Raw genomic sequence first — 15,924 nt, forward strand, 5'->3', positions numbered from 1 at the left:
GATAGTTGGGGGCTCTCCCCCTGCGAAAGTAGGACGCTGCTGGATACCGAAGGCCGTTGGGCCGCCCGGAAGGGCGGTGCAGCGGTCTTTTTTTGCTTTCAGCCAAAGGTCTATATTCTCATCTAAAGAAGGCGTCGTCCTGCTTCGCTGCGGGAAGTTCACTTTTCTTTTGGAAACCGATAATTTGATGATTAACAATGTACGGATTGTGGAATAGTACACAACGGTCCTTCCCCATGCACACTCATTTTTATAAACCGAATGTGTTGCAGAATCCCGCATTTTCGTTATAATGAAGTTATAGTCAAATATAGTCAAAGTCAGAATCTGCGTATACTGCCGGAAGCTGAGCGGATGACGGGGAGGGGGATGCGATGAGAAATATATCAGATGTAATTGAGCAGTATTTAAAGCAGATTATAGAAGGAAATGAGAAGCCGCTTATCGAAGTAAAGAGAAGTGAGCTGGCGGACCAGTTCGACTGTGTTCCGTCCCAGATTAATTATGTCATTCGAACGCGGTTTACTGAAGAAAAGGGCTACGTGGTTGAAAGTAAACGCGGCGGCGGTGGATATATCCGTATTATTAAAGTGTCCCTCGACCACCAGAGGGATTTGTATGAGCAGCTGATGGACCTTGTCGGGATTAGTATGACCCAGCCGGCTGCAGAAAATATGATTCAACGTCTGTATGAAGAAGAAGCAGTAACAGACCGGGAAGCGAAGCTGATGAAAGCGGTCATGGACAGGGAAGTACTTGCGGCCCCGCTGCCGGCGAGAGATCAGTTCCGTGCAAGACTGATGACAGCCATGCTTCGCACCCTTAAATTTAAAACGTCTGATTGAATGAAGGGAGGAGTACGGCATGCTCTGTCAAGAATGCGAGGAGCGGGAAGCTTCGCTTCATTTTACGAAAATTATCAACGGCGAAAAAACAGAAGTACACCTCTGCGGTGTCTGTGCGAAAGATAAAGGAGACTACCTTCCGGGAGGAAAAAGCTTTTCCATTCATCAGCTGCTTTCCGGTCTGCTGGACTCCGGCCAGGGCAAGCAGACGAAGCAGGAAGGAACGAGGCAGGCAAGGCAGCGCAGGCCGGAGCTGAAGTGCGGTACGTGCGGAATGACGTACCGGCGTTTTGCAGAGGTCGGGCGTTTTGGCTGCGCAGACTGCTATGAACAGTTTGATGAGAAACTCGATCCGGTTTTCCAGCGGATTCATGGAAGCACCCAGCATACCGGCAAAGTGCCGAAGCGAAAAGGCGAGGACATGCACGTCTACCGGGAGCTTGAGTCACTGAGACAGCAGATGCAGCAGAAAATCGAAGAGGAAGAATTTGAGGAAGCTGCTTCGCTCCGGGACAAAATCCGCGGGCTGGAAGAGTCCCTGAAAGAGAAGGGAGGCGGTGCATCATGACGCTTCGTTCCTTTATGCAGGAGGCAGTGAGTCCATGGATGAAAAACGAGGGGCCGGATGCTGATATCGTCATTAGTACGAGGATCCGCCTGGCGCGGAATCTGGAGAATGTTCCGTTCCCGCTCGTGGCCGCAGAAGAACAGCTGCAATCGGTGTACACAGGTACTGCTGATCATTTCGATCAGCGTTCCCACCGGCGCTTCGGTACCTTTTCCATGCTGCCGATGCAGAGCCTCGCAGGGAATGAAAAACGTATTCTCGTAGAAAAGCATTTGATCAGTCCAAACCTTGCCCGGGAGAACCAGCACCGCGGGGTTCTGCTGAGTGAGGATGAATCGATTAGTATTATGGTGAATGAAGAGGATCACTTCCGGACGCAGTGTCTGTTATCCGGACTACAGCTGGAAGAAGGATTGAAGGCGGCCAACACGATCGATGACTGGATGGAAAGCAAGCTGGACCTTGCTTTTGATGAAAGGCGCGGATACTTAACGAGCTGTCCGACGAATGTCGGCACCGGCCTCCGTTCCTCTGTGATGATGCATCTTCCCGGACTTGTGATTACCAACCAGCTGAACCGCATTATTCCTGCGATCAACCAGCTCGGTCTCGTTGTGCGGGGGATTTATGGCGAAGGCAGTGAAGCACTCGGCAGTCTGTATCAGATATCGAACCAGAAAACGCTCGGAAACGCAGAAGAGGATATCATTAAAGATTTGAAGCACGTAGTAACACAGCTCATTCAGCATGAACGGGATGCCCGCCGGCAGCTGCAGGAGCATTCACTGAATCAGCTTGAAGACCGGGTCTACCGTTCCTACGGGATTCTGTCCTACAGCAGACGGATGGAATCGAAAGAAGCGATGGAGCGGCTCTCTGACGTGAGGCTCGGGATCGATCTCGGGATTCTGCCCGAAGTCGGGGCAGAGATTCTGAACGAGCTGATGGTGATGACCCAGCCCGGGTTTCTGCAGCAGTATGCAGGCATGTCCCTGGAAGCCGAAGAGAGAGATCAGCGCAGAGCTGCACTGATTCGTGAAAGGCTTTTGATGGAAACAACACAGGAAGAATCTGATGGAGGTGGCGACGAATGATGTTTGGACGATTTACAGAACGAGCGCAGAAAGTGCTCGCCCTGGCACAGGAAGAAGCATCCAGACTTGCGCATAATAATATAGGAACAGAACACATTCTTCTCGGACTCGTGCGAGAAGGAGAAGGTATTGCAGCCAAGGCGCTTACCGGTCTCGGTCTCGGTTCGGACAAGATCCAGACAGAAGTAGAGAACCTTATCGGACGTGGAGAAGAAGTGAGCCAGCAGGTACACTACACCCCTCGTGCGAAGAAAGTCATTGAACTGTCGATGGATGAAGCACGTAAACTCGGCCACTCCTACGTCGGCACCGAGCACATTCTGCTCGGGCTGATCCGCGAAGGGGAAGGAGTCGCAGCACGGGTGCTGAACAACCTCGGCGTCAGCCTGAATAAGGCCCGCCAGCAGGTGCTGCAGCTGCTCGGAAGCAGCGAAAATAACGGCGGCCAGCAGCAGGCATCCGGAGGCAGTGCCTCCAGTGCAAGTACCCCGACGCTGGACAGCCTGGCGCGTGACCTGACGGCGATTGCCAAGGAAGAGCAGATTGACCCGGTCATCGGCCGTGCGACCGAAATTGAACGTGTCATTCAGATTCTGAGCCGCCGTACGAAGAACAACCCGGTTCTGATCGGTGAGCCTGGTGTCGGTAAAACCGCGATTGCAGAAGGACTGGCCCAGCAGATCATTAACAACGAAGTGCCGGAGATCCTCCGTAACAAGCGCGTCATGACCTTGGATATGGGAACTGTCGTTGCGGGTACGAAATACCGAGGGGAATTCGAGGACCGTTTGAAAAAGGTGATGGAAGAAATCCGTCAGGCAAACAACGTCATTCTCTTCATCGATGAGCTGCATACTCTGATCGGTGCCGGTGGAGCGGAAGGTGCGATCGATGCTTCCAATATCCTGAAGCCGTCACTCGCACGCGGGGAACTCCAGTGTATCGGTGCGACGACGATGGACGAATACCGCAAATATATCGAAAAGGACTCCGCTTTAGAGCGCCGGTTCCAGCCGATTCAGGTAAACGAACCGACAGTCGACGAATCTATCCAGATTCTCGGAGGCCTGCGCGACCGTTATGAAGCACACCATCGGGTATCCATCACCGATGACGCGATTGACGCAGCGGTAAAACTATCCGACCGTTATATCTCAGACCGGTTCCTCCCGGACAAAGCGATTGACTTGATTGATGAGGCGGGGTCAAAAGTGCGGCTGCGTTCCTACACAGCTCCACCGAATCTGAAAGAGAAAGAACAGGAGCTCGATGAACTGCGGAAGGAAAAAGATGCAGCCGTGCAGAGCCAGGAATTCGAAAAAGCCGCTTCACTCCGCGACAGTGAACAGAAGCTGCGCGAAGAGCTCGATTCCTTGAAGAACAAATGGAAAGAAAAGCAGGGACAGGAAGATTCCGAAGTAACGATCGAAGATATCGCCGCGGTTGTTGCCACCTGGACTGGTATTCCTGTAAGCAAGCTGGCGGAAGAGGAAACCGACCGTCTGCTCCGTATGGAAGAGATTCTGCACAACCGTGTCATCGGCCAGGATGAAGCTGTCACGGCCGTCTCCAAAGCCGTCCGCCGTGCCCGTGCCGGACTGAAGGACCCGAAACGTCCGATCGGCTCGTTTATCTTCCTCGGTCCTACCGGTGTCGGTAAAACCGAGCTGGCCCGCGCCGTAGCGGAATCCCTCTTCGGGGATGAAGATGCCATCGTGCGGATCGACATGTCCGAGTACATGGAGAAGCATACGACGAGCCGGCTTGTCGGTTCACCACCAGGGTATGTCGGACACGAAGAGGGCGGCCAGCTGACGGAAAAAATCCGCCGCAAGCCGTACTCCGTGATTCTGCTGGATGAGATCGAGAAGGCGCACCCGGAAGTATTCAACATTCTTCTCCAGGTGCTCGAAGATGGTTTCCTCACGGATTCCAAAGGACGCCGCGTCGACTTCCGAAACACGGCCATCATCATGACGTCCAACGTCGGGGCAGACGTACTGCGCCGCGAAAAGAGCGTCGGCTTTACCGCCCAGCGCGGCGGCCAGGAACATCAGGACATGAAGAGCAAAGTCATGGATGAGCTGAAAAAAGCGTTCCGTCCAGAGTTCCTGAACCGAATTGATGAAACGATCGTCTTCCACTCGCTGGAAAAGCAGCATATCAAGCAGATTGTCTCCTTGATGGCAAACGAGCTGAAGAAGCGTTTGAAAGAACAAGGCATTGACTTTGAACTGACAGACGCGGCGAAGGCGAAAATTGCGGATGAAGGCTTTGATCCGGAATACGGCGCGAGACCACTCCGCCGTGCCCTTCAAAAAGAAGTGGAAGACCGTCTGTCCGAGGAGATGCTGAAAGGCAGCATTGCCAAAGGGCAGAAAGTCAAACTCGGTATCCGCGACGGCGAGTTTTACGTCTCTACGACAGAAGAAGCAGCGAAATCCTGATGGGCGTGCGTCCGGTTTGCCGGGCGCGGTTCCACCAGCACGCAGATAGAAGAGCAGCATCACGGCGTTATGCAGCCATGCAGCCAGGGAAAAGCCCCGGCATGGATGGAAGACCTCTCGTCGATATCGTTTCTGCCGGACATGGTGACCCAGGCTTCTGCACCTTTTTCCCGGCATGAATGTCAGGCCCGTCTCAACAGCCTTTTGAGACGGGCCTCTGCTTTTTTGCTGATTCTGCAAAGAGAACAGGCTTACCTGTACATAAACAGCGGACCGGCATGGTAAACTAGACAAATATAGGAGCAATCGGGAAGGAGGACGCTATGGCTAAGCAGAAAACGAAATTTGTATGTCAGGAGTGCGGGTATGAATCAGCGAAGTGGATGGGCAAATGCCCGGGATGCCATGCTTTTAACACCTTGGTGGAAGAGAGGGTGGCGGACCCGTCCGCGAAGCGGCGCAGCTTCGTTACTTCCGACGGCCCGAGACAGGTAAAACCGGAGCCGATCACGAGCATCGACCGGCAGGACGAGAAGCGGACGAGCACGAACATCGACGAACTGAACCGGGTGCTCGGAGGCGGGATCGTGCCAGGGTCCCTCGTTCTCGTAGGCGGAGATCCCGGGATCGGGAAATCAACCCTCCTCCTTCAAGTGTCGGCAGCCATTGCCCGGACCCAGAAGCGAATTCTCTACATTTCCGGCGAGGAGTCGGTGAAGCAGACGAAACTTCGTGCCGACCGGCTCGGCATTGAAGAAGATCAGCTGCTCGTCCTTGCCGAAACCGACGTGGCAGTGATTGAGAAGGTGATCGAAGAAATCGATCCTTCCCTCGTCATCATCGATTCCATCCAGACGATCCACCAGGAGGACGTCTCCAGCGCACCGGGAAGTGTCTCTCAGGTGCGGGAAGGGACCTCGGCGTTCATGCGCATTGCCAAAACACGCGGCATTGCTGTTTTCCTCGTCGGTCACGTTACGAAGCAGGGCTCCATCGCGGGTCCGCGGATCCTGGAGCACATGGTGGACACCGTGCTCTACTTCGAGGGGGAGCAGCACCATACGTACCGGATTCTCCGGGCGGTGAAAAACCGCTTCGGCTCGACGAACGAAATCGGCATTTTTGAAATGAAAGAGAGCGGCCTGGAAGAAGTGCTGAATCCGTCGGAAATTTTTCTCGAAGAACGGTCCGCCGGCGCCGCGGGCTCAGCTGTCGTCGCCTCGCTGGAAGGCACTCGGACGGTGCTGGTCGAGATCCAGGCCCTGATTTCCCCGACCAGCTTTGGCAACCCGCGCCGCATGGCAACGGGCGTCGACCAGAACCGTATTTCCCTGATCATGGCGGTACTGGAAAAACGGGTCGGCATGATGCTGCAGAACCAGGATGCCTACGTCAAAGTTGCCGGCGGCGTCAAGCTGGACGAGCCGTCGATTGACCTCGCCGTCACCACCGCGATTGCTTCGAGCTTCCGGGATGCTTCGACGGAACCCGGCGATGTCATCATCGGCGAAGTCGGCCTGACCGGCGAAGTCCGGCGTGTCTCCAGGATTGAGCAGCGGGTACAGGAAGCAGCCAAACTCGGCTTCACCCGGGTGATTGTACCAAGTAAATGTTTAGAAGGATGGCAGCCGCCGTCCAACATTCAAGTCGTCGGGGTGAAGACCGTCGGTGAAGCACTCGATGTGACGTTAGGAGGGAAGACCAGTGGAACAGCCCCGTTCGAACTATGATGACAACTTTATCAACGATGTCCTGCAGCTTGTCTGTCCGGGAACAGCGCTGCGTGAAGGCATTGACAACGTCCTGCGCGCCAACACCGGCGGGCTGATCGTCCTCGGTTACAACAATGAAATGATGGATTTGGTGAACGGCGGTTTTTTCATCAATACGGATTTTTCACCCGCGTACTTGTACGAGCTGGCCAAAATGGACGGAGCGATCATCCTCAGTGAGGATGGAAGCCGCATCCTGTACGCCAACACCCAGCTCGTGCCGGAGAATTCGATCGGCTCGACTGAAACCGGGATCCGACACCGGACCGCCCAGCGTGTTGCACGCCAGACCGGCAACCTCGTTATTTCCATTTCCCAGCGGAGAAATGTGATCACCCTGTATCAGGGGGAATACCGCTATGCCCTCAAGGATATCGGCGTCATTTTGACGAAAGCGAATCAGGCGATCCAGACGCTGGAGAAATACCAGTCCGTACTGGATCAGAGCATGACGAACCTCGGCGCATTGGAATTTGAAGAGCTGGTGACCTTCCAGGAAGTCTCTCAGGTCATGCACCGCGTGGAGATGGTGCTCCGGATCAAAGGGGAGATCCTCAACTACGTCAACGAACTTGGAGACGAAGGCCGCCTCATATCCATGCAGCTGGAAGAGCTCGTGACCAACACGGAGCAGGAAGCGCTGCTGCTGATCAAAGACTACATGAAGGATGCCTCGCAGAGCCCGAAAGAAACGCTGAAGAAGCTGAAGCGTCTCTCCAATGAGGAGCTGCTGGATGACAACGTGATCGTCAAGCTGCTCGGCTACGGCCGCATTGTGAACCTCTCCGAGTACGCGCTCTACCCGCGCGGCTATCGAATCCTGAACAAGATTCCAAGGCTGCCGGTCATGGTGGTGGACAACCTCGTCCAAGCGTACGATGAACTGCCGCAGATAACGCGGGCCTCCACGGATGACCTGGACGAAGTCGACGGCATCGGCGAAGCCCGGGCACGTAAAATCAAGGATGGACTGACCCGGATTCAGGAACAGCTGTTCATTGATCGACACATATAATCGGCACTCCTTTTTTCGGATTCTCTGTTGACGATAGCGTTTTCTCGGCTTATAATGTAAGATTATTTTAAATTGACAGAGGTCATACCCGGTGATAAGGTGAAAAAAAGATGTGCTTCTGCATATTTCAGGAAAAAAGGAGGTGACGGCATGCTGCATAAGGTTGTCCTCGCAGTCATTCTATTTATCGGTGGTGTGCTCGGTTATTTATTTATGCCGGAGTTGATCATGACACTTCCATTTGACGATATTCCAGCATGGGTGGCCCATGAAGTGACCGGTGCGCTGATAGGTGCAGTTATTTTATTTATGTCTCTGTACTGGTTCGCTGACAACATTGTCGGGCTGATCCGCTATGTGGAAGAATCGCTCATGAAACACCCGGTAACCGATTTGTTCTTTGGCACGATGGGGCTGTTTATCGGCCTGGCTCTTGCTTTTTTGATTACCGTAGCACTGATGAGCATGGAAATCCCCGTCGTCAGCTCGATACTGCCGATTCTTCTCACGCTTTTCTTCGGGTATATCGGCTTCCGGATCGGCCTGCAGAAACGCGATGAACTGATGGCGCTGCTTCCGCTCGGCCGGGGAGCCTCGAAGAAGAAAGCCGGCGAGGATGAATCCGCAGCGGAAGAGACGAAAGAACCGAAGCTGAAGCTGCTGGATACGAGTGTCATCATTGACGGCAGAATTGCAGACATCTGTCAGACAGGGTTTATCGAGGGAACACTGCTCATTCCGGAGTTCGTTTTAGAAGAGCTGCAGCACATTGCGGACTCGTCCGACGTCCTGAAGCGCAACCGGGGTCGGCGCGGCCTCGATATCCTGAACAAAATCCAGAAAGAACTCGACGTCAACGTGGAGATTTACGAAGGGGATTTTGACGATATTCAGGAAGTGGACAGCAAGCTCGTCAAGCTCGCCAAGCTGCTCGACGGATTTGTCGTCACCAACGATTTCAACCTGAACAAAGTGTGTGATCTCCAGGGGGTGGCCGTCCTCAACATCAACGATCTGGCCAACGCCGTCAAGCCGGTCGTCCTCCCGGGAGAAGAAATGGCCGTCCAGATCATCAAAGACGGCAAAGAACAGAATCAGGGCATCGCCTACCTCGATGACGGGACCATGATCGTCGTGGAGGAAGGAAAGAGTCATATCGGCAGTACGATTGACGTCGTCGTGACGAGCGTACTGCAGACATCAGCCGGACGGATGATTTTTGCGAAACCGAAAGCAGTCGTAAAGGCACAGTAGACCGACCGGACATAAAGGACGTTTTATCATGAAGGCATACAGCGTTATTCTTCTGGCCGCCGGACAGGGCAAGCGGATGCAGGCCGGAAAAAACAAACAGTTTCTATCGATTGCCGGGACTCCCCTTCTTATACACACGATCCGTGTATTTGAGGGGGATTCGCTGTGCCGGCACATTCAGCTGGTCGTCAACGATCAGGAAACCGAGGAGATCCGTGAGCTGCTGCGGGAATGGGAAACCGGCAGCAAGGCGGTCATTACGACCGGCGGCCGGGAGCGGCAGGACAGTGTCGCAGCCGGGCTGCAGCAGCTGCGGGAAAATGACCCGCGTGCAGTGGTCATGATCCACGATGCTGCGCGTCCGTTCGTACAGAGCGGGGAGCTGCACCGGCTCGCGGAAGCAGCGGCGCTTCATGGCGGTGCGATTCTCGGAGCGCCGGTCAAAGATACGATTAAAGAAGTGGAAGACGGGTCGATTACGAAAACAACCGACCGTTCACGGCTCTGGGCTGCACAGACGCCGCAGGCTTTCCATGACAGCGTCATCCGGGGAGCACATGAGGCAGCGGCGGCGGCTTCCTACACGGGAACCGACGACGCCAGCCTCGTGGAATGGCACGGCGGACGGGTCCGCATGGTGCAGGGGAGCTACGAAAATTTTAAAGTGACGACGCCGGAGGATCTGCTTTTCGCAGAAGCTGTCCTGAAACACCGGCAGCAGGGAGGGAGAACGACATGAGAATTGGTCAGGGATTTGACGTGCACCAGCTGACAGAAGGCCGGCCGCTGCTTCTCGGCGGCATTGATATTCCTTATGAGAAAGGGCTGCTCGGCCACTCCGACGCCGATGTGCTGCTGCATACGATCGCAGATGCTGCGCTTGGCGCCATCGGAGAGGGGGATATCGGCCGGCATTTTCCGGATACCGATCCGGCGTTCAAAGACGCTGATTCCCAGAAGCTGCTTTCCCACGTCTGGGACCTGGTGAAACAGCACGGCTACATCCTCGGGAACGTGGACTGCACGATCATGGCCGAAAAGCCGAAAATGGCCCCGTATATTCAGCCGATGCAGCGCCGGATTGCGGAGCTGCTGGAAGCGGACCCTTCCCGGGTGAACGTGAAGGCGACGACGACAGAGAAGCTCGGTTTTACCGGACGCGGGGAAGGGATTGCCGCCCAGGCCGTCATCCTGCTCGTACCGATCGACTGAAACGGCGGTGGGCGCAGCGCGCCGCATCGTGTACAATATAGACCAAAGAGGATTTTTCAGAAGGAGAGATAGCCATGACAGAAACGATCCGCGTGCGGTTTGCTCCGAGTCCGACAGGGCACCTGCATATCGGCGGCGCGCGCTCCGCGCTGTTCAACTACTTATTTGCCCGGCACCACGGAGGGTCTTTCGTCCTCCGCATCGAAGATACCGATCAGGCCCGCAATGTTGATACGGCAACGGAAAAGCTGATGGACAGCTTGACCTGGCTCGGGCTCGACTGGGATGAAAGTGTCGACAAAGGGGGTCCATACGGGCCGTATAAGAGCATGGACCGGCTGGATACGTACCAGCAGTACATTGACCGATTGCTCCAGGAAGGAAAGGCCTTCCACTGCTATATGACGCAGGAAGAGCTCGAAGAAGAGCGGGAAGCACAGCGGGCCCGCGGCGAAACACCGCAGTACAGCGGACGCGACCGGAACCTGACGGAGGAAGAAAAGCGTGCGTATGAAGCTGAAGGCCGCCGGCCGGTCGTCCGCTTTCTTGTTCCAAAAGGACAGGAGATCCATGTACCGGACCAGGTGCGGGGCGATGTGACCTTTGATTCGGACGGGATCGGCGACTTTGTTATCCAGCGCCAGGATGGGATTCCGACATATAATTTCGCGGTGGTTATTGATGATCACCTCATGCAGATCAGCCATGTCATCCGCGGGGAAGAGCATCTGTCCAACACCCCGAATCAGGTGCTTCTCTACGAAGCGCTCGGATTCGATGTGCCGGTGTTCGCTCATGCATCGCTGATCCTCAATGCGGATAAGCAGAAGATGAGCAAGCGGGATGAGTCGATTATCCAGTTCGTGGAGCAGTACCGCGATCTTGGTTATCTGCCGGAGGCGATCGTGAACTTCATCGCGCTGCTCGGCTGGTCTCCAGGCGGGGAAGAGGAGCTGATGACGGTAGAGGAGCTGCAGGAGCAGTTCACGCTGGACCGTGTCATCAATTCTCCGGCTGTGTTCGATACGCAGAAGCTGGAGTGGATGAACAACCAGTACATGAAAGAAGCGGATCCGGACCGGGTCGTGGCGCTCGCGATGCCGCATCTCGTCCGCGCGGGACGCCTGCCGGAAGCCCGCTCGGAGGAGCAGGAAGAATGGGCTGCTGACCTCATTAAGCTGCACCAGGAGAAAATGAGCTGCGGGGCAGAGATTGTGGAGCTGACAGAGTTGTTTTTCCGGGAAAAAATCGATTATAATGAAGAGGCACAGGAAGTACTGCAGGAAGAACAGGTGCCGGAAGTCCTGGCCGCATTCAAAGCGGAGCTGGAACAACTCGATACCTGGACGACAGATGATATTAAAGCGTCACTGAAGACCGTGCAGAAGGAAACGGGACATAAAGGCAAGAAGTTGTTCATGCCGGTCCGCGTCGCTGTTACCGGTCAGAAGCATGGACCGGATCTGCAGAAGACGATCGTGCTGCTCGGCCGGGAGACGGTCATTGCCCGCATCGATCAGCTGCTGCACCAGGCATAACGCAACCGAATAGCTGCTGCCGACGGAAGAAGTACGCCCGGCCGGACATCCCAGAGAGAATCCCCACAGGCTGGAAGGGATTTATGCACCGCCGGCGGAAATGCACCCGTTCTACATGGCAGCCGCTCGGGGAAAAGTGGAAGCAGCTGCCGGCTGCTTCAAGCAGAGTGGAACCGCGCTGATCAAGCGTCTCTGTGTCCTTCGGGGCACGGAGACGTTTTTTTTTGGAAGAAGACGGCGGCACCGTACGCCGCTGTCGGCCAATCAGCGCTCCGCGAGTTGGCCTCGGTTTTAGAAGGAGAGAGGAGGGATCTGGATTGTTCCGGACGTTAAAAAATGATGTGGACGTTGTACTGGAGCGGGACCCGGCAGCACGGAACCGGATTGAGGTGATACTCACCTATTCCGGTGTGCATGCCATCTGGGCGCACCGGGCGGCTCACGCTTTATGGAAGAAGAAACTGTATTTCTTTGCGCGATTTCTTTCGCAGGTAAGCCGGTTTATCACCGGAATCGAAATTCATCCGGGAGCAAGAATCGGTCAGCGGCTCTTCATCGATCACGGCATGGGCGTGGTCATCGGGGAGACGTGTGAGATCGGGGACTGCGTCACGATCTTTCAAGGCGTTACGCTCGGTGGTACGGGAAAAGAAAAAGGGAAGCGGCATCCGACGCTGGAGGACCACGTGCTGGTAGCATCCGGGGCGAAAGTGCTCGGCTCGATGCGGATCGGCCGCAACGCGCGGATCGGAGCCGGCTCGGTCGTTCTGAAAGAAGTCCCGCCGAATGCGACGGTCGTCGGTATTCCCGGCCGCATCGTCGTTCAGGACGGGGTAAAAGTCGGGGATGATCTGGATCATATCAACCTCCCTGACCCGGTAGCCGACAAGTTCCGGCAGCTGGAACATGACATGATACGCCTGCAGGAGGACGTGGAAGAACTCCGCAGAGAGAAGGCAGAGAAAGGCTAGGTGGATACAGCATGACGATACAGCTTTATAATACCCTGACAAGAAAGAAAGAAGTATTCGAACCGATCGAGCCCGGCAGAATATCGATGTATGTCTGCGGGCCGACCGTCTATAACTACATTCATATCGGGAATGCGCGTCCGGCTGTCGTCTTTGATATGGTGCGCCGCTACTTTGAATACCGCGGCTATGACGTCGACTACGTGTCCAACTTCACCGACGTGGACGACAAGATCATCAAAGCAGCTGAAGAGATGGGCGAAGACGTGATGGAAATCGCAGAAAAATTCATCGCCGCTTTTCACGAAGATACCGGAGCGCTCGGCGTGAAGCAGGCAGACCGGCACCCCCGCGTGACGGAGACCATGCCGGAGATCATCGACTTTATCCACCGCCTCATCGATAAAGGGTATGCCTATGAATCACAGGGGGATGTCTATTTCCGCACCCGGAAATTCGACGACTACGGGCAGCTGTCTCATCAGTCGATCGACGACCTGCAGGCAGGGGCCCGGATTGAAGTCGGCGACAAGAAAGAGGATCCGCTCGACTTCGTACTCTGGAAAGCGGCGAAAGAGAAAGAAATCGCCTGGGAGAGTCCGTGGGGCGAAGGACGGCCGGGCTGGCACATCGAGTGCTCGGCCATGGTGAAGAAGTATCTCGGAGATACGATCGATATTCACGCCGGCGGCCAGGATCTCTCCTTTCCGCACCATGAAAATGAAATCGCCCAATCAGAAGCGCTCAACGAGAAGCGGATGGCCAACTACTGGATCCATAACGGCTACATCAATGTCGATAATGAAAAGATGTCGAAATCGCTCGGCAACTTCATTCTCGTCCACGACATCATCCGTACGTTTGACCCCGAAGTGGTCCGCTTCTTTATCGTCAATGCCCACTACCGCAGCCCGATCAATTTCAGCGACGAGCAGCTGACGAGCGCAGCGAGCAGCCTTGACCGCATCAAAGAGGCCTACGAGAACCTGAAGCACCGGCTGCAGGCAAGCGCGGACCTCGGCGGAAATCAGGAGCAGTGGCTCAAGCTGATTGAAGATCACCGCGACCGGTTCATCGAAGCGATGGATGACGACTTCAACAGCGCGAATGCCGCCTCGGTCACCTTCGATCTCGTACGTCAGGCGAATACGTATCTCAACGAGAAGCAGTCCTCGACCGCTGTCCTGCGTGCGTTCATCGATCAGTTGGAAGACATGGGCTACGTCCTCGGCATCGATCCTTCCCGGGAAGAGGAGCTGCTCGATGAAGACGTTGACCGGCTCATCCAGGAGCGGGAGCAGGCGCGCCGGGACCGTGATTTTGCCCGTGCCGACGAGATCCGCGACCAGTTGAAGAACGAAGGGATCCTCCTGGAGGATACGGCGCAGGGAACCCGGTGGAAGCGGGGGCAGCACTGATGCGTCTCGGCAAAACGATTCAGGAGCCGGGCCAGCTGAACGGGCTGGCCCTCGCCTACATGGGGGACGGTGTTTTTGATACGTACGTCCGCTACCGGCTTCTCTCCCAGGGGCAGGTGCGGCCGAACCGACTGCATAAAGAAGCCACGCACTACGTATCGGCGAAAGCCCAGTCGAAGATGCTCGCCCACCTGCGGGAACGCGGCATGCTGCTGGAGAGGGAAGAGAACGTGCTGCGGCGCGGCCGGAATGCGAAGTCCGGTACGATACCGAAAAACACGAACCGCGCGACGTACGCAGACAGTACCAGTTTTGAAGCCTTGATCGGCTATTTGTATGTAACCGAGCAGGAGGAGCGCCTCGACGAGATCGTTGCTGCCTGCTTCCATTTTGTAGAGGGAAAGGAGGGGAAGACCCATGGCTGAACAGGAAGATTTCGTTGTTGGAAAGAACCCGGTGCTCGAAGCGCTGCGCGGATCGCGTACGGTGCATAAAGTACTCGTAGCCGAAGGGGCCGTAAAAGCGGATGCCGTGATCCGGGAAGCGAAAAAAGGGAAGATCCAAGTGCAGCATGTACCGAAGAAGAAGCTCGACCAGCTTGCAGACGGCCTTCCTCATCAAGGTGTAGCTGCATATCTGGCTGCCTATGAGTATGCCGACGTCGATGACTTGTTTGCCCGTGCCCATGAGCGCGGAGAGCACCCGTTTTTCCTCGTGCTCGATGAACTGGAGGATCCGCACAACCTCGGTTCGATTCTGCGGACCGCCGATGCCTCGGGTGCCCACGGTGTCATCATTCCAAAGCGTCGCTCGGCTGCCTTGACGCAGACAGTGGCGAAAGCATCGGCCGGCGCGGTGGAGTATGTCCCGGTCGCCCGGGTGACGAATATCGGCAAGACGATGGACGCACTGAAAGAACAGGGACTCTGGTTTGCCGGCACTGACGCTTCAGGTGACCAGGATTTCCGTGATGCGGACTTTGATATGCCGCTCGGCCTCGTTATCGGCAGCGAAGGAAAAGGCATGAGCCGGCTCGTCCGGGAGAAATGCGATTTCCTCGTGCGGATTCCGCTGCTCGGACAGGTCACCTCGCTGAATGCCTCGGTGGCAGCTTCGTTGTTAATGTACGAAGTGCTCCGGCAGCGCAGCCCATCCGGGGAGGCGTAGATCATGAAAAGCCTTCTTTTTGTAGATGGCTACAACATCATTGGGGACTGGCCGGAACTCAAGCAGCTGCAGGAGAACGACCTGGAGAGTGCGCGCGATCATCTGATCGAAAAGATGGCTGAATACCAGGCCTACACCGGGACGGAAGTGACGATCATTTTCGATGCGCACATGGTGCCCGGACTCGGCAAAAAGTACGAGCAGTTCGACCTTCGCGTGTTGTACACGAAGGAAAAAGAGACGGCAGATGAATGCATCGAACGCCTCGTCAATGAGACGAAGCGGATCGACCGGCAGATTTATGTCGCGACGTCCGACTTCGTGGAACAGCGGGTCATTTTTGCAAGCGGCGCCTACCGGAAATCGGCCAGGGAGCTGCGCACAGAGATGGAGCAGATCGAAAAAGGCATCGCGGTGGACGTAGAAAAAACGAAGCGGGTGAAAGCCAAAACGAAACTGCCGATCTCGGAAGAAATGGCTGAATTATTTGAAAAATGGCGCAGAGGAAAGCGGTAACACCTTGCTTTCCCGCCTTCTGCCTAGTATAATATTGGTAGAAAGGCGTCGTCTCTACAGACGACCCTCTGCAGCAGGCTGTGTGCCGGACGCTGTTCATACGTCAG

15 protein-coding genes are annotated in these 15,924 nt (G+C 55.5%); all 15 read left to right on the top strand.

Annotated features, from left to right (window positions below):
• The first annotated feature begins 374 nt into the window (after positions 1–374).
• The 15 genes from G477_RS0104480 to G477_RS0104555 all read left to right on the top strand — a co-directional run bounded on the left by G477_RS0104480 (position 375) and on the right by G477_RS0104555 (position 15,817).
• Positions 375–845, top strand: coding sequence for a CtsR family transcriptional regulator (locus G477_RS0104480; protein WP_026696924.1), 471 nt, complete (start codon positions 375–377; stop codon positions 843–845).
• 19 nt (positions 846–864) lie between these two features.
• Positions 865–1,413 (top strand): protein-arginine kinase activator protein McsA, encoded by a 549-nt coding sequence (gene mcsA / locus G477_RS0104485; protein WP_026696925.1) that lies wholly within the window; start codon positions 865–867, stop codon positions 1,411–1,413.
• Positions 1,410–2,507 carry a protein-arginine kinase McsB gene (gene mcsB, locus G477_RS0104490; RefSeq protein WP_026696926.1) on the top strand — a complete coding sequence of 366 codons (1,098 nt, stop codon included), beginning with the start codon at positions 1,410–1,412 and terminating at the stop codon, positions 2,505–2,507. Before mcsA ends, mcsB begins: the two co-directional genes overlap by 4 nt.
• Positions 2,504–4,954, top strand: coding sequence for an ATP-dependent protease ATP-binding subunit ClpC (gene clpC / locus G477_RS0104495; RefSeq protein ID WP_026696927.1), 2,451 nt, complete (start codon positions 2,504–2,506; stop codon positions 4,952–4,954). The genes mcsB and clpC overlap by 4 nt, the downstream gene beginning before the upstream one ends.
• Positions 4,955–5,277: 323 nt before the next feature.
• Entirely contained in the window at positions 5,278–6,684 is a 1,407-nt protein-coding gene (gene radA, locus G477_RS0104505) for a DNA repair protein RadA (protein ID WP_026696929.1), read from the top strand.
• A complete protein-coding gene (gene disA, locus G477_RS0104510; protein ID WP_026696930.1) occupies positions 6,659–7,741 on the top strand; it encodes a DNA integrity scanning diadenylate cyclase DisA in 1,083 nt (360 codons plus the stop codon). Before radA ends, disA begins: the two co-directional genes overlap by 26 nt.
• 150 nt (positions 7,742–7,891) lie before the next feature.
• Complete coding sequence (locus G477_RS0104515) at positions 7,892–8,995, top strand: PIN/TRAM domain-containing protein (RefSeq protein WP_026696931.1); 1,104 nt, start codon at positions 7,892–7,894, stop codon at positions 8,993–8,995.
• Positions 8,996–9,023: 28 nt separating this feature from the next.
• Positions 9,024–9,734 carry a 2-C-methyl-D-erythritol 4-phosphate cytidylyltransferase gene (gene ispD / locus G477_RS0104520; RefSeq protein ID WP_026696932.1) on the top strand — a complete coding sequence of 237 codons (711 nt, stop codon included), beginning with the start codon at positions 9,024–9,026 and terminating at the stop codon, positions 9,732–9,734.
• Positions 9,731–10,207 carry a 2-C-methyl-D-erythritol 2,4-cyclodiphosphate synthase gene (gene ispF, locus G477_RS0104525; RefSeq protein ID WP_026696933.1) on the top strand — a complete coding sequence of 159 codons (477 nt, stop codon included), beginning with the start codon at positions 9,731–9,733 and terminating at the stop codon, positions 10,205–10,207. The genes ispD and ispF overlap by 4 nt, the downstream gene beginning before the upstream one ends.
• Positions 10,208–10,281: 74 nt before the next feature.
• Positions 10,282–11,745, top strand: a complete 1,464-nt coding sequence (gltX, locus tag G477_RS0104530; protein WP_026696934.1) for a glutamate--tRNA ligase — start codon at positions 10,282–10,284, stop codon at positions 11,743–11,745.
• 317 nt (positions 11,746–12,062) lie between these two features.
• A complete protein-coding gene (gene cysE / locus G477_RS18720; RefSeq protein ID WP_035211241.1) occupies positions 12,063–12,716 on the top strand; it encodes a serine O-acetyltransferase in 654 nt (217 codons plus the stop codon).
• Positions 12,717–12,727: 11 nt separating this feature from the next.
• Positions 12,728–14,134, top strand: coding sequence for a cysteine--tRNA ligase (gene cysS, locus G477_RS0104540; protein WP_026696935.1), 1,407 nt, complete (start codon positions 12,728–12,730; stop codon positions 14,132–14,134).
• Positions 14,134–14,559: a Mini-ribonuclease 3 gene (locus tag G477_RS0104545; RefSeq protein WP_415783269.1), complete on the top strand. Its 426-nt coding sequence runs from the start codon at positions 14,134–14,136 to the stop codon at positions 14,557–14,559. Before cysS ends, G477_RS0104545 begins: the two co-directional genes overlap by 1 nt.
• Positions 14,552–15,301: a 23S rRNA (guanosine(2251)-2'-O)-methyltransferase RlmB gene (rlmB, locus tag G477_RS0104550; protein ID WP_026696937.1), complete on the top strand. Its 750-nt coding sequence runs from the start codon at positions 14,552–14,554 to the stop codon at positions 15,299–15,301. The genes G477_RS0104545 and rlmB overlap by 8 nt, the downstream gene beginning before the upstream one ends.
• Positions 15,302–15,304: 3 nt before the next feature.
• Positions 15,305–15,817 (top strand): NYN domain-containing protein, encoded by a 513-nt coding sequence (locus G477_RS0104555; RefSeq protein ID WP_026696938.1) that lies wholly within the window; start codon positions 15,305–15,307, stop codon positions 15,815–15,817.
• The last annotated feature ends 107 nt before the right edge of the window (positions 15,818–15,924 follow it).

This window comes from Alkalicoccus chagannorensis DSM 18086 (genome assembly GCF_000429725.1).
GTDB lineage: Bacteria > Bacillota > Bacilli > Bacillales > Salisediminibacteriaceae > Alkalicoccus > Alkalicoccus chagannorensis.